General features: G+C 63.6%; 13 protein-coding genes. 12 read left to right on the forward strand and 1 reads right to left on the reverse strand.

Features of this window, described 5'->3' with window-relative positions:
• Nucleotides 1–67: 67 nt before the first annotated feature.
• Nucleotides 68–1,153, reverse strand: coding sequence for a helix-turn-helix domain-containing protein (locus tag BUS12_RS02420; RefSeq protein ID WP_074296999.1), 1,086 nt, complete (start codon nt 1,151–1,153; stop codon nt 68–70).
• A 198-nt stretch (nt 1,154–1,351) separates the two neighbouring features.
• On the opposite strand from BUS12_RS02420, the gene BUS12_RS02425 reads away from it, so the two are divergent.
• The 12 genes from BUS12_RS02425 to trpA all read left to right on the forward strand — a co-directional run bounded on the left by BUS12_RS02425 (nt 1,352) and on the right by trpA (nt 15,026).
• Nucleotides 1,352–2,611, forward strand: a complete 1,260-nt coding sequence (locus BUS12_RS02425; RefSeq protein ID WP_074294078.1) for a DUF1479 domain-containing protein — start codon at nt 1,352–1,354, stop codon at nt 2,609–2,611.
• 193 nt (nt 2,612–2,804) lie between these two features.
• Entirely contained in the window at nt 2,805–4,214 is a 1,410-nt protein-coding gene (leuC, locus tag BUS12_RS02430) for a 3-isopropylmalate dehydratase large subunit (protein WP_074294079.1), read from the forward strand.
• A gap of 78 nt (nt 4,215–4,292) precedes the next feature.
• Nucleotides 4,293–4,943, forward strand: coding sequence for a 3-isopropylmalate dehydratase small subunit (leuD, locus tag BUS12_RS02435; protein ID WP_074294080.1), 651 nt, complete (start codon nt 4,293–4,295; stop codon nt 4,941–4,943).
• A 75-nt stretch (nt 4,944–5,018) separates the two neighbouring features.
• Nucleotides 5,019–6,086 carry a 3-isopropylmalate dehydrogenase gene (gene leuB, locus BUS12_RS02440; RefSeq protein ID WP_074294081.1) on the forward strand — a complete coding sequence of 356 codons (1,068 nt, stop codon included), beginning with the start codon at nt 5,019–5,021 and terminating at the stop codon, nt 6,084–6,086.
• A 157-nt stretch (nt 6,087–6,243) separates the two neighbouring features.
• Nucleotides 6,244–6,372: a hypothetical protein gene (locus tag BUS12_RS39595; protein WP_290439557.1), complete on the forward strand. Its 129-nt coding sequence runs from the start codon at nt 6,244–6,246 to the stop codon at nt 6,370–6,372.
• An 83-nt stretch (nt 6,373–6,455) separates the two neighbouring features.
• Nucleotides 6,456–7,577 (forward strand): aspartate-semialdehyde dehydrogenase, encoded by a 1,122-nt coding sequence (gene asd / locus BUS12_RS02445; RefSeq protein WP_074294082.1) that lies wholly within the window; start codon nt 6,456–6,458, stop codon nt 7,575–7,577.
• A gap of 183 nt (nt 7,578–7,760) precedes the next feature.
• Nucleotides 7,761–10,316, forward strand: a complete 2,556-nt coding sequence (locus BUS12_RS02450; RefSeq protein ID WP_367117592.1) for a FimV/HubP family polar landmark protein — start codon at nt 7,761–7,763, stop codon at nt 10,314–10,316.
• Nucleotides 10,316–11,137 carry a tRNA pseudouridine(38-40) synthase TruA gene (gene truA, locus BUS12_RS02455; protein WP_171991582.1) on the forward strand — a complete coding sequence of 274 codons (822 nt, stop codon included), beginning with the start codon at nt 10,316–10,318 and terminating at the stop codon, nt 11,135–11,137. The genes BUS12_RS02450 and truA overlap by 1 nt, the downstream gene beginning before the upstream one ends.
• A complete protein-coding gene (locus BUS12_RS02460; RefSeq protein WP_253189985.1) occupies nt 11,113–11,862 on the forward strand; it encodes a phosphoribosylanthranilate isomerase in 750 nt (249 codons plus the stop codon). Before truA ends, BUS12_RS02460 begins: the two co-directional genes overlap by 25 nt.
• Nucleotides 11,863–11,919: 57 nt before the next feature.
• A complete protein-coding gene (gene trpB, locus BUS12_RS02465) occupies nt 11,920–13,113 on the forward strand; it encodes a tryptophan synthase subunit beta (RefSeq protein WP_074294084.1) in 1,194 nt (397 codons plus the stop codon).
• 11 nt (nt 13,114–13,124) lie between these two features.
• Nucleotides 13,125–14,093 (forward strand): DNA-methyltransferase, encoded by a 969-nt coding sequence (locus tag BUS12_RS02470; protein WP_074294085.1) that lies wholly within the window; start codon nt 13,125–13,127, stop codon nt 14,091–14,093.
• 117 nt (nt 14,094–14,210) lie between these two features.
• Nucleotides 14,211–15,026, forward strand: coding sequence for a tryptophan synthase subunit alpha (gene trpA, locus BUS12_RS02475; protein ID WP_074294086.1), 816 nt, complete (start codon nt 14,211–14,213; stop codon nt 15,024–15,026).
• Nucleotides 15,027–15,092: the final 66 nt, after the last annotated feature.

Here is a 15,092-nt window from a genome sequence, read left to right on the forward strand (position 1 = left end):
GAGGTTAAAAGGAAACGCCCCAACGGGTTGAACGTTGGGGCGTTTTTTTATGGAGCGCACAAAGGCGCTAGCTGGATCGCATTCCGGGGCGCGTCTTCGCCTTCACCTTCACCTGCTCCAACGACGGTGGTCTCGTTTGCAACCCCGGCTGAGCGACGGCCTGCGGCGCATGCCCATGGGTTTCGAAGAAGCCGCGATACGCTCTAGGCGTCATCCCGCGCGCCGACAAAAACAGACGATTGAAATTGGCGAGATTGGGAATCCCGGCTCTGACGGCGATGACTGAAATCGGCCACGTCGTATCGGTCAGTTGCCGCGTTGCATAGCTGATGCGCAGCCTTGTCAGATGCCGGCCGACGCTTTCGCCGACGTGACGCACAAAATGCCGATGCAATGAGCGTTCCGACAGATTCGCAACCGCGCACAACTCTGCGATCCGCAATGGCTCGCTAAAGCGCCGGTCGAGCAAATCGAGTACACGATTCAGGCGCTCCGCTTCGGAGGCCGTGCCGCCCGCCCTAAACGCCGTGGAGGAGGCGTTGCGTGGTCGGGGCGTCGTGCCGTCCCCCGCTTCGTCGCCGAGGCCACGCACAGAGCCAACGCCGATCTCGCGCGACCCGGCGCGCGGGGCAGCCTTCAAATGCGCCGACGGAGACGCTAGCGGTTCCGCCCCCGCCTCGGCCAGTTGCGCCAAAATCTCCAGCACGGCCGCCAGCCGCACCCGCGGTTCCGCATCCAGCAGTCCGTGGACCTTCGCACGCACCGACGCAGTGGCGTCCCGACCAAAGTGCAGTCCGGGCGCGCCACGCCGCAACAGCTTGCGCAGCAGCGCGAACTCAGGACAGCAATCGGCCATTCGCCTCGCCCAATCACCGCTGAACCACACCACGATCGCCACCTGAGGCGACTCAGAATCGATCGGGTCAGACGACGCCCACGTGTGCGGCATGTCCGGCGGCACCAGCACCAGATCGTCGCCCGCGTAATCGGCGATATGGTCGCCCACGAAACGACGGCCGCGGCTATTCATCGTCAGCGTCAGTTCGTATTCGGGGTGGTGGTGCCATTCGAACGGAATCTGCGCGAGCTGGCGGTGATACACGCGCACTGAGCAGCCGTCGGGGATCGTGACGCGTTCGTATTGGGGTTTCATGGCAAGCACCCGGCCGCGGAGGGGAGACGGCGATGTCTGAATTGTATCGATAGTTGGCCGAATGGTATGCGCTGCCGGGGCCGAAGCTGCCTAATCTACCCAAACGCGCTACCCAAACGCGCTACCCAAACGCGCTACCCAAACGCGCTACCCAAACGCATTACCCATACGCGCCAAACAAACCCAAGGAGACAAGCCATGCCGCTGATCATCGACGACCTGCCCGAGGCGATCCGTACGACCAAACGCGCCCTGCGCGCCGCGTTGCCGAACTACGCGCAGGTGTTTCGCGAAGTCGAAGGTGCAATCAGGCAGCAGGTCGACGCCATCCACCGCGATCGCAACATGCAGCACGATGCGATTCCCGTGTTCGGCTACAAGTCGATTGTCTCCAACGACGTGGATCAGCGAACCATCGAACAGATCAAAACGCGCGGCGCATGTGTGGTGCGACGTGTGTTCGATCCGGGCCAGGCGAGCGACTGGAACGATGAAATCGCGCACTACGTGGAGCGGAACAACCTCGACGACAAGCTCGCGCATCGCGCGGAGGACAAGTATTTCGGCAGCCTGTCCTCGAGCAAGCCGCAAATCTACGGTGTGTACTGGTCGAAGCCACAGGTCGCCGCACGGCAGTCCGAGCCGCTGACCCACACACGCGTGTTTCTGAACCGCCTGTGGCGCGCAGAAAGCGAAGGACGCCAGCATTTCGATCCGCAGCGCGTGCCTGCCTACGCGGACCGCGTTCGCCGTCGGCCGCCGGGTTCGGAGTCGCTTGGTTTGTCGCCGCATGTGGACGGCGGTTCGGTCGAGCGCTGGCTCGATCCGAATTTCCGCCAGGTGTTTCGTCATGTGCTGTCGGGCAACTGGCGCGCCTACGATCCGTTCGACGCCGCCTTCCGTCCCGATGTGCAGGAAATTCCCTCGCCCGCCGTGTGCTCGATGTTCCGCACGTTTCAGGGCTGGACGGCGCTCACGCCGCAAGGCCCGGGCGACGGCACGCTGCAATTGATCCCTATCGCGAACGCCATGGCCTATGTGGTGCTGCGCGCGCTGCAAGACGACGTCCCTGAAGACGAACTGTGCGGTGCACAACCGGCGCGTGCGTTGTCGATCAAACCTGAATGGCACAGCCTGTTGCTGGAAGCCGTCACGCCGATTCCGCACATGCAGCCCGGAGATGCCGTGTTCTGGCACAGCGACGTTGTGCATTCGGTGGAAGACGTGCATCGCGGCAGCGGCTACAGCAATGTGATGTACATCGCGTCCGCGCCGTGGTGTGCGAAGAACGAAGCTTACTTAAAGCGGCAATTGCCAAGCTTCCTGCGCGGCGAGAGCCCGCCGGATTTTCCTGCGGATCACTTTGAAACGGACTTCGTGGGACGCGCGCAGGAGAGCGATTTGACGGCGTTGGGGCGTACGCAACTTGGCTTTGCAGCGGGCCAGGATTTCGAATGACGGGCCAGGCATCAACGGCAGTTTTGCCACCTTCCCCGGTTAACGGGCACCCCCGATACAGGTATCGCTACTACCACCCAACTCCCTGTTTTTTCTGGGTTTTTCCGCTAAACAGCGCGCAAAAAACGGGATCAGCGTGGCATAATCGATCGCACACACAGCTTGCCCGCAGTCACCACAACCCCCGCATACCATGGCACAGACTCTCTACGACAAATTGTGGAACACGCACGTGGTCCACACGGAAGAAGACGGTACGACGATTCTTTATATCGACCGTCACCTGCTGCACGAAGTGACGAGCCCGCAGGCGTTCGAAGGCCTGAAGCTGGCTGAGCGTCCGGTGTGGCGTATCAGCGCGAATCTGGCCGTTTCCGACCACAACGTGCCCACCACCGACCGTAGCCATGGCATCGCCGATCCGGTGTCGAAGCTGCAAGTGGACACGCTCGATTCGAACTGCGACTCGTACGGCATCACGCAGTTCAAGATGAACGACCTGCGTCAAGGCATCGTGCACATCATCGGGCCGGAGCAGGGCGCCACGCTGCCGGGCATGACCATCGTCTGCGGCGACTCGCATACGTCCACGCACGGCGCGTTCGGCGCGCTCGCGCACGGCATCGGCACCTCGGAAGTCGAGCACGTGCTGGCCACGCAAACGCTCTTGCAGAAGAAAAGCAAGAACATGCTGGTGAAGGTCGAAGGCCAACTGCCGCGCGGCTGTACCGCGAAAGACATCGTACTCGCCATCATCGGCAAGATCGGCACGGCGGGCGGTACGGGTTATGCCATCGAGTTCGGCGGTTCGACAATCCGCGCGCTCACCATGGAAGGCCGCATGACCGTCTGCAACATGGCGATCGAAGCGGGCGCGCGCGCCGGCATGGTCGCGGTTGACGACACCACCGTCGAATACCTGAAAGGCCGGCCGTTCTCGCCGGAAGGCATCGAGTGGGAGCACGCGGTCGAATACTGGAAGCAGTTCAAGTCGGATGACGGCGCGAATTTCGATCGCGTCGTCGAACTGAACGCTGCGGAAATCGTGCCGCAGGTAACGTGGGGCACGTCGCCGGAAATGGTGACCGCAATTGACGGCCGCGTGCCGGATCCGGAACGCGAAAAAGATCCGGTTAAACGCGACGCCATGGAACGTGCGCTCAAGTACATGGCGCTCGAACCGAATCTGCCCATTGAATCGATCAAGCCGGACAAGATTTTTATCGGCTCGTGCACCAACGCGCGTATCGAAGATCTGCGCGCAGCGGCCTACGTCGTGCGCAAGCTGGGCCGCCGCGTGGCGCCGAGCATCCGTCTCGCGATGGTGGTGCCGGGCTCGGGCCTGGTGAAGGCGCAAGCCGAGCGTGAGGGCCTCGACAAGGTGTTCACCGACGCCGGCTTTGAATGGCGCGAACCGGGCTGCTCCATGTGCCTCGCCATGAACGCCGACCGGCTCGATCCGGGCGAGCGTTGTGCGTCGACTTCGAACCGCAACTTCGAAGGCCGTCAAGGCGCAGGTGGGCGTACCCACCTCGTGAGCCCGGCCATGGCAGCGGCTGCCGCCATCGAAGGTCACTTCGTCGATATTCGCAAGCTCGGCTAAGCCCGCGCTACTTTCGAATCCACCGGCGGCGCGCATTGCGTCGCAGCCGCCGGTCTCTACTCTGGTGGGTGATGGGCCATGGATAAATTCATCGTACATACCGGCGTCGTGGCGCCGTTGGATCGCGAGAACGTCGACACGGACGCGATCATTCCGAAGCAGTTCCTGAAGTCGATCAAGCGCACCGGCTTCGGCCCGAATGCGTTCGACGAATGGCGTTACCTCGACCACGGCGAGCCGGGTCAGGACAACTCGAAGCGTCCGCTGAATCCGGATTTCGTGCTGAACCAGCCGCGCTATAAGGGCGCGTCGGTCCTGCTGGCGCGCAAGAACTTCGGCTGCGGCAGCTCGCGTGAGCACGCGCCGTGGGCGCTGCAGCAATACGGCTTCCGCGCCATCATTGCGCCGAGCTTCGCGGACATCTTCTACAACAACTGCTTCAAGAACGGCCTGCTGCCGATCGTGCTGACCGAGCAACAGGTCGATCATCTGTTCAACGAGACCTACGCGTTCAACGGCTTCGAGCTGACCATCGATCTCGAGGCGCAAGTCGTGCGCGTCGGCGCCGGCACGGAGTATCCGTTCGAAGTCGCGGGCTTTCGCAAGTACTGCTTGCTGAACGGTTTCGACGACATCGGCCTCACGCTGCGCCACGCCGACAAGATCCGCCAGTTCGAAGCAGAGCGTCTGACGAAGCAGCCGTGGCTCGGCCACCGCATCGTCGGTTAAACACGCGTTGTTCGCGGCGGGGTTGAGTTTGTGCGCTCAGCGCCGCTTCAAGAGAAAACAATCAAGGAAATTCGCATGAAGATCGCAGTGTTGCCCGGCGACGGCATCGGTCCGGAAATCGTCAAGGAAGCCGTCAAGGTTCTGAATGTGCTCGGCGAAAAGTTCGAGCTCGAAGAGGCGCCCGTCGGTGGCGCGGGTTATGAGGCGAAGGGTCATCCGCTGCCCGATTCGACGCTCGCATTGGTGAAAGAAGCCGATGCGATCCTGTTCGGCGCCGTCGGCGACTGGAAGTACGATTCGCTCGAACGCGCCCTGCGTCCTGAACAGGCCATTCTGGGTCTGCGCAAGCACCTGCAACTGTTCGCGAACTTCCGTCCGGCGATCTGCTATCCGCAACTGACGGCCGCTTCGTCGCTGAAGCCGGAAATCGTCTCGGGCCTCGACATCCTGATCGTGCGCGAACTGAATGGCGACATTTACTTCGGCACGCCGCGCGGCGTGCGCGAGGCGCCGGACGGTCTGTTTGCCGGTGCGAAGGAAGGCTTCGACACGATGCGTTATTCGGAGCCGGAAGTGCGCCGCATTGCGCACGTCGCGTTCCAGGCGGCGCAAAAGCGCAGCAAGAAAGTGACCTCGGTGGACAAGGCCAACGTGCTGGAAACGTCGCAGTTCTGGCGCGACATCATGATCGACGTGTCGAAGGAATACGCGGATGTCGAGCTGTCGCACATGTACGTCGACAACGCCGCCATGCAGCTTGTGAAGGCGCCGAAGTCGTTCGACGTCGTGGTGACCGGCAACCTGTTCGGCGACATCCTCTCGGACCAGGCCGCCATGCTGACGGGTTCGATCGGCATGCTGCCGTCGGCTTCGCTCGACAAGAACAACAAGGGCCTGTACGAGCCGTCGCACGGTTCGGCGCCGGATATCGCCGGCAAGGGCGTGGCCAATCCGCTGGCTACCATCCTGTCCGCCGCGATGATGTTGCGTTTTTCGCTGAACAAGGCCGAGCAGGCTGACCGCATCGAAACGGCGGTGAAGAAGGTGCTCGAGCAAGGCTTGCGCACCGGCGACATCCTCACGCCGGGCTGCCAGCAGGTCGGTACCGTGGCGATGGGCGATGCCGTCGTCGCCGCGCTTTAAGGTCGTTGCGGCGGTGTTGTCAAAGCGCCGTACAGTGTCGCGGCGCTTTGTGAGTTGAACAGGGTAGTCAAGCGTGAATGGGCTGCAATCCGGCCCATTCACGCGCAAAAGCGGTCAATCAGACCGCCTAAATCCGGTTTTCGTGTAGACTGTGCCGATGGCGACGATTCCCCAAATCACCTCGATTTCTATCCACCACGGCAAAACGGCCCGTGTGGTTGAGCTCGCCATCAGCATCAAAACGCTCGTCAAAACGATTACCCCGAAAACGATCACGATTCGCTGATCGTCCGTCGTGCCCGCCCATCTTCCCCGCGCGGTCACTGCGGGCAAAGATGCGGGGAAGCCTCCACTCGAAGGGTAAGTGTCATGAACGTAGGTCTCGTAGGTTGGCGCGGCATGGTCGGCAGCGTCCTGATGCAACGTATGCAACAGGAAGGCGATTTCGATCTGATCGAACCGGTGTTTTTCAGCACCAGCAACGCGGGCGGCAACGCGCCGTCGTTCGCTAAAAACGAGACCAAGCTCAAAGATGCCTCGAGCATCGACGACCTGAAGAAGTGCGACGCCATCATTTCCTGCCAGGGCGGCGACTACACCAATGACGTGTTCCCGAAGCTGCGCGCAGCGGGCTGGAACGGTTACTGGATCGACGCGGCTTCGTCGCTGCGCATGAAGGACGACGCGGTCATCATTCTCGATCCGGTCAACCTCGACGTCATCAAGAACGCGCTGGTGAAGGGTCAGAAGAATTTTATCGGCGGCAACTGCACGGTCAGCCTGATGCTGATGGCGCTGGGCGGTCTGTTCCGCGAAAACCTCGTCGACTGGATGACGGCCATGACGTATCAGGCCGCATCGGGCGCGGGCGCGCAAAACATGCGCGAACTGCTGCAGCAGATGGGCACGCTGTACGGTTCGGCCAAGGAAGATCTGGCGGATCCGTCGTCGGCGATTCTGGACATCGACCGCCGCGTGCTGGCTGCCATGAACAGCGACCGCATGCCGACCGATCACTTCGGCGTGCCGCTCGCCGGCTCGCTGATTCCGTGGATCGACAAGGACCTCGGCAACGGCATGTCGAAGGAAGAGTGGAAGGGCGGCGCGGAAACCAACAAGATCCTTGGCAAGCCGGCTATGGGCACACCGGGTTCGATTCCGGTGGACGGCCTGTGCGTGCGCATCGGCGCCATGCGCTGCCACTCGCAGGCGCTGACCATCAAGCTGAACAAGGACGTGCCGCTCGACGAAATCAACAGCATCCTCGCCTCGGCCAACGACTGGGTCAAGGTGGTGCCGAACGAGCGTGAAGCGTCGATCCGCGATCTGTCGCCGGCCGTGGTGACGGGCACGCTGACGGTGCCGGTTGGGCGCCTGCGCAAGCTCGCGATGGGCGGCGAATATCTGTCGGCATTCACGGTTGGCGACCAGTTGCTGTGGGGTGCTGCTGAACCGCTGCGTCGGATGCTGCGCATTCTGCTCGACAAGTAAAGTAAACTACGCGCCTAAGACGCGTAAAAACTCAAAAAGCGTCGCGCTCGCGCGGCGCTTTTTTCATTGTGTGCTCCGAAAATCTTGTCCCAATTCAACTGCAAACAAGGGCTGAGCGCTGACGCGCCTGTCGTCCCGATGATCGTTCGACTCTCTTCCCTTCACGCTACGTCACGTGGCCGTGTGTGCCGGATCGCAGCTGCGGCGGCGCTTGCATGGACCTTGACCGGTGGATCCGGCGCGCAGGCCGCGACGGCGGACGCGGCGAGCGCGGCGGCCGCAGTTGCGGCCTCGGCGCCGCTCGAAGCCGGCAGCCAATATACGATTCGCCCGGGGCAGTCGCTCAACGACGTGGCGATTGCCGCCACGCAGTCGCACGACCGTGCGACGTTGGCGCGCGCTTCCAAGGCCTTGTTCGATGCGAATCCCAATGCGTTCATGTCGCACGATCCGAGCCGCTTGCGGTTGGGCGCGGTGCTGACGATTCCGGTGCTGGATGCGACGGGTGCGGCGGTGGGGGCTTCGGGTGCGGCGGCCGGTTCGGGGGCTGCGGTGGGTTCGACGGCTGCGGCGGCGCCTGCATTGTCGGCTGCGGCTACGGCTACGCCGGCCAGTGCCGTGGCGCAGTCGGTTGCGGCGGCTCAGGCGAATGGTGCAAGTGCTGTGACGCACGCGGCTCCGGCTGCGACCGTTGTTGCAAGCGCACCGCTTCAGGCGAGTTCGGCGACGGCCGCTGTCGCGAGCGCGCCGCTGGCGGGCAGTGCGCCGGGTGCGGTCGCTGAAGGTGCTGTTTCGGCGGCTGCGTCTACGCCTGTAGCTGCCTCGTCAGCGGTGCCTGCTACCGCGTTGCCGCCAGCGCAAGCAAGTGGCGCGCACGTCTGGACGGGCGCTATCCAACCTTCGACTAGCGCGCCGGCGGCGGGTGCATCGGCGGCGCTGCCGTCCGCGCCTTCCGCAGCCGCGCCGGTGGCGCAAGCTCCGACTCAGGTTTCCAGTCTCCAGCAGTTGCTGGCGCTGAAGAGCCGGGTGCTGATGGAATTGCAAAAGCACGGCATCGGCGGCAAGCCGGCGCAGCCCGCGCAAGCGGGCGGTGTGGCGACGGCAGGTACTCAGGCAACAAGTGCTGCCGCAGTGACAGCCCCCGCCTCCAGCTTGCCGGGCAATGGCGGCATGGCGACTTCGCATGTGACCGTGGGCAATGTGGACTTGTCCCCAGTGGACTTGGGTTTTGCTGCGGCAATCGGGGCGGCCTTGGTGGCGTTGCTCGCCGCGTTCGGACTGCGTCGGCGTAAGAAACGCGTGACGCCGGCGGAGGCTGTTGCCACCGCACGCGCTGGAGGCGATGGATCTGATGCGGTTGTTTCGCGAGACGACGTAGCGCCGCATGAAGACATTGGCGCGCATGAGCGCGCCCTGGCCGATGACGAGGATGCGCGCGACGTAGCGGCCGTGGCCGCGGTATCGCCGGAAGCGGCGGCTCGTGAAGCGGCGGAGCGTGAGGCGGCCGCGCGGGAGGTGGCTGCGCGGGAAGCGGCTGCGCACGAATCGTCCGTGCAGGAGGCGGCGGAGCGAGAAGCCGCTGCACGTGACGCAGCGCTGCGTGGCGCGACGCTGGACCAGCAACCGGCCCCGCTTCCACACGACGCACCGGCCCACGAAACCTCGTTCGTCAGCGAAAGCGCGCCGCAGACGCACGGCGATGCATCCGATCTGGACGCACTAGCCGCGCCGTCGGCATTCGAGGCCGCTGAGTACGCGTCCTCCGAAGCGTCGCCGTCGCAGTTCGACCACGCGGCCGAACAAGCCGCCGAACAATCGAGCCACGCCACGCCGTCCGACGCTGACCAATGGAACCCGGCCGCAGCCCATTCGCCTGAGGAAATTCCCGACGGCCAGCAGGAAGCAAGCCACAACCCGCCGCTGCCGCAAATGGATTTCGGCGCGCCGGCGCCGCTTGGCGAGCCGCAAATGGATTCCCCGTTCGACGAAACCCTCCGTGACGAGCCGGCGTTCAACCCCACGTCGTACGAGCACTTCGATACGACTGCGGCGCATTTGGAAGCACCGGAAGCACCCAGCGCGCTCGACCCGGCACCTCACACAGAAGCCCCTTCGCAAGAACCTGCCGCTCCGCACGCCGCTGACACCGCTTTCCCGTCGGCACCAGAACCGGAGCCGGAGCTCGGGGCCGAGGCAGAAGCAAACGCACAAGCGCCGTTCACGGACATCCCCGCTGAACCGACCGCGACAAACAGCTTCCCGCGCGCCGCAGTCGACGCATTCAGCAGCCTCGACATGGGCTTGCCGCCCCGCATCGAGCCGCCAGCGCCGTTGACCCCGCCGGCCTCGCTCTCGACGCAACCGGTCGTCGAACCCGAGATCACGGCCCAGCAGGCCGTCCCGCCGCAACCCGCCGAGCCTCGCCATGCTGGCGACGAAATCGCTGCCGGCACCGCAGGCTCGGCCGCAGTCGCCGGGCTGGGCGCGGCGCACTTCGGCGCGCTGAATCTGGACTTCGATCTGGAATTGCCGCCAAGCCCCGCGCAGCCGTTGCCGTCGTTCACGCCGCAGGATCTCGTCAGGATTGCCCGCAACAAGCTCGATCTGGCCTCGGAATACATCGAACTGGGCGATCTGGCCGGCGCGCGGGCGCTGATCAACGAAGTCATCGCTGCGAACGACGCCGCCACGCGCACCGAAGCGCGCGCGTTGCTGTCGACGCTGTCGCCCCTGTCGTAATGCCGGCCGTGACGCGGATTGCGCTAGGGATCCAGTACGACGGCTCGGCCTTTTGCGGCTGGCAGTCGCAGCCGCATGGCAAGACGGTTCAGGACGCGCTGGAGCGGGCGCTGCGCGAATTCGCGCAGACGCCTTTGCAGACGGTGGTGGCCGGTCGTACGGATACCGGCGTGCATGGCCTCGGCCAGGTGGTGCATTTCGACACCGAACTCGATCGCACGGATTTTTCGTGGGTGCGCGGCACCAACGCGTTTTTGCCGAAGACAGTCGCGGTGCAGTGGGCCAAGCCCATGCCGGACACGTTCCACGCGCGCTTCTCGGCGTTCGAGCGGACCTACTACTACGCGCTGTATGTCCACCCGGTGCGCTCGCCTATGCTGGCCGCCCGTGCCGGCTGGATACACACGCCGCTCGACGTCGAAGCAATGCGCGCCGCAACCGGCCACCTGATCGGCGAGCACGACTTTTCCGCGTTCCGCTCGTCGGAATGCCAGGCGAAGACACCGGTCAAGCACCTCCACCAGATCGACGTGCGGCAGCAGGGCGACTTCATCCACTTCCGTTTTCGCGCCAACGCGTTCCTGCATCACATGGTGCGCAACCTGATGGGTTGCCTGGTGGCGGTCGGGCGTGGCCGGCATCCGGCCGCATGGATGGCCGAGGTGCTGGCGAGCCGCGACCGCAACCAGGCAGCGCCCACTTTCATGCCCGACGGCCTGTATCTCGCGCAGGTGGGCTATCCTGAGGAATTCGCGGTGCCCGCCGCGCAGTCGGGAAGTGTGCCGTGGAGCACCGTATGGACCGAGTCACCGGAATCATGAATACAAGCAATCTGATCCAGCCGGCCGCAGCCGGCGCGCCCCAGCAGCAGGACACGCCGCGCGTCGCGGCGCCGCATCGGACCCGCATCAAACTATGTGGGCTCTCGAAGCCCGAAGACGTGGCGCACGCCATCGACCTCGGTGCGGATGCGATCGGCCTGGTGTTCTATCCGCCCAGCCCGCGCTCGGTCAGCGTCGCGCAGGCGGTGGAACTGGTGCGGGACGTGCCGCCGTTTCTGTCGGTGGTGGGCTTGTTCGTGAATGCGTCACCCGAATGGATCCGCGAGGTGGTCAGCAATATTCCGCTCACCCTGCTGCAGTTCCACGGCGACGAGACGCCCGAGCAGTGCGAGGCGCTCGCCAATGTTGCGGGTTTGCCTTGGTTGCGCGCTTTGCGCGTTGGGGCTGATACTCAGCAAGCCGATTTGGTAAAATCGGCGCTTAACTATGCGGCAGCCAGCGGCCTTCTGTTCGACACCCATGTCGAAGGCTATGGCGGCGGCGGGAAGGTTTTCGATTGGTCACTTATTCCAGCAGAGCTCGCGCGTCGGGCCGTTTTGAGTGGTGGGTTGAACGCGCAAAACGTCAGTGATGCGATTCATCGCGTGCGCCCGTACGCGGTCGATGTCTCGAGCGGCATCGAAGTAGCGGGCGCGAAGGGCGTCAAAGATCACGCCCGGATGGCGGCGTTCGTACGCGCAGTGCGCGCGGCGGACGCAGAGTGATTCAGCCGGCGGCAGGCTCCGAACGGAGCCGCCCGGCACACTGAGAAGAGTGACATCATGTATAACTTGCCCGATGAACGAGGCCATTTCGGCCAATTTGGCGGCGTATTCGTCGCTGAAACGCTAGTCCACGCACTCAACGAGCTGCGTGAAGCCTACGAAAAATTCCAGAAAGATCCCGAGTTTGTCGCCGAATACGAGCGCGAACTGAAGTATTTCGTTGGCCGCCCGTCCCCCATTTATCACGCACAGCGTTGGAGCGAACTGCTCGGCGGCGCGCAGGTGTTCCTCAAGCGTGAGGATCTGAACCACACCGGCGCCCACAAGATCAACAACGTGATCGGCCAGGCATTGCTGGCCAAGCGCATGGGCAAGCCGCGCGTCATCGCGGAAACCGGCGCGGGGCAGCACGGCGTCGCCACGGCGACGATCGCCGCGCGCTTCGGCATGGAATGCGTGGTCTACATGGGTTCGGAAGACGTGCGCCGCCAGGCCGCCAACGTCTACCGCATGAAGCTGCTGGGCGCGACGGTGGTGCCGGTCGAGTCGGGCTCCAAAACGCTGAAGGACTCGCTTAACGAGGCGATGCGCGACTGGGTCACCAACGTCGAAAACACCTTCTACATCATCGGCACGGTTGCGGGTCCGCATCCATATCCGATGATGGTGCGCGATTTCCAGCGCGTGATCGGCGACGAGTGCAAGGTGCAGATGCCGGAACTGGTTGGCCGTCAGCCGGACGCGGTGATTGCGTGCGTGGGTGGCGGATCGAACGCAATGGGCATCTTTTACCCGTATATCGACGATAAAGACGTGCAGTTGATCGGCGTTGAAGCGGCCGGCGATGGTCTGGATACGGGCCGCCATGCGGCTTCGCTGATCGGCGGCAGCCCGGGCGTGCTGCACGGCAACCGCACCTATCTGCTGCAGGACGAAAACGGCCAGATCATCGAGACACATTCGGTGTCGGCGGGGCTGGACTATCCGGGCGTCGGTCCCGAGCATGCCTGGTTGCACGAAACCGGCCGTGCGCAATACGTCGGCATCACGGACGAAGAGGCGCTCAAGGCGTTCCACGATTGTTGCCGGATCGAAGGCATCATTCCGGCGCTCGAATCGAGCCATGCGCTGGCCTACGCGGCCAAACTCGCGCCGACCTTGCCGAAGGACAAGTGCCTTCTGGTGAACCTGTCGGGCCGCGGCGACAAGGACATGCACACGGTCGCCGAGCGATCGGGTATCACGTTCTGAGCGCCGCGACGATGCGCGACGAGTTCGACGAGCCGCAACCGGCAATCGAAGGCACCGAGGCTGAAACGGCCGAAGCCACGACGGCGCAAGCCGTGATGGCCCAGGCCGGAGAAGCCGCCCAGATCGAAGCCACCGAAGCGCCCGTACCGGCGCTTTCGGCGGCGTTGCCTGTGGTGCCTGCCGGTATTCAGCTCTTGAACCGCGATTTTCTGACCGATGTGGCGAACCTGCCGGACGGTTCGATCGACCTGATTCTTGCCGACCCGCCGTATGGGCTCGGCAAGGACTATGGCAACGACTCCGATATGCGCTCGGGCGACGACTTTATCGCCTGGACGCGTAGCTGGCTCGAGCTGGCGATCCCGAAGCTCAAGCCGTCCGGTTCGCTGTACATCTTTTGCACGTGGCAGTACGCGCCGGAGATCTTCTGCTTCCTGAAGACCCGCCTCACGATGGTCAACGAGATCATCTGGGACCGGCGCGTGCCGAGCATGGGCGGCACCACCCGCCGCTTCACGTCCGTGCACGACAACATCGGCTTTTTCGCGGTGTCGAAAGATTATTATTTCGATCTCGATCCCGTCCGCATCCCGTACGATGCCATCACGAAGAAGGCGCGTTCGCGCAAGTTGTTCGAAGGCAGCAAGTGGCTGGAGCTTGGCTATAACCCGAAGGACGTCTGGTCGGTGTCGCGGCTGCATCGGCAACATGCCGAACGCGTCGATCATCCGACCCAGAAGCCTCTGGAAATCGTCGAGCGGATGGTGCTCGCGAGCTGCCCGCCGGGCGGCCGCGTGCTCGACCCGTTCATGGGGAGTGGCACCACCGCAGTTGCTTGTGCACGTCAGAAGCGCGAATTCGTCGGCTATGAAATCAATGAAAGTTACTGCGCGATAGCGCGCGAACGCGTCAGCGCGGCCGCGCAGGCTGCGCCAAACGAAACCGTCGCGCCGGTCGCCTCTGTGGCTGCTGAAACCTGAGCAAGGCAGGGTGAAGCGCCGAACGGCGTCGAACCTGGTCAAAAAACGCTCCAAGTAGCAGCAAATGCGCAGCAAACAGCGGCGAACGCGCAGTAAACCATTTTCGAGAGAATTTCCATGTCCCGTATCAAGAGCACGTTTGCAACCCTGGCTGAGCAGGGCAAGAAAGGACTGATCCCGTTCATGACGGCTGGCGATCCGGACCCGGCCCGCACCGTCGAATTCATGCATGCGCTCGCCGCCGGCGGCGCGGATGTGATCGAACTCGGCGTGCCGTTTTCGGACCCGATGGCCGACGGCCCGGTGATTCAGGCGTCGTCGGAACGCGCGCTGGCGCACGGCGTGTCGCTGCGTCACGTGCTGGCTGACGTGAAAAAATTCCGCGAGCGCGACGAAAAGACGCCGGTGGTGCTGATGGGCTACGCCAATCCGATCGAGCGAATGGGCGTCGATGCATTCGCGGCCGCGGCTAAGGACGCCGGTGTGGATGGCGTGCTGGTGGTCGATTACCCACCGGAAGAGTCGGTGGTTTTCGCCGAAAAGATGCGATCTTCCGGTATCGATCCGATCTTCCTCCTTGCCCCCACCTCGACCGACGAACGCATCGCCGAAGTCGGCAAAATCGCCAGCGGCTACGTCTACTATGTGTCGCTCAAGGGAGTCACCGGAGCGGCAAATCTGGACGTTTCCAGCATCGCGAGTAAAATCCCGGCCATCAAGTCGCGCGTTCCCCTGCCGGTGGGCGTCGGTTTCGGCATCCGTGACGCCCAGACGGCGCGTTCGGTGGCCGAAGTCTCCGATGCCGTCGTGATCGGCAGCCGTATCGTGCAATTGCTCGAAAAAGCCTCGCCGGACACCGCCGCCGAAACCCTCACGGGTTTCATCGCGGAAGTGCGCGAGGCGCTGGACAGCATTGGCGCGACCGCCCGATAACCGTTACTTTTTGTCTGCTGTAGGCTTGCGGCGGGGTTTCGTCCCCGCCGTTATGCGTATCGAAGA

This window comes from Paraburkholderia phenazinium (assembly GCF_900142845.1).
Classification (GTDB): domain Bacteria; phylum Pseudomonadota; class Gammaproteobacteria; order Burkholderiales; family Burkholderiaceae; genus Paraburkholderia; species Paraburkholderia phenazinium_A.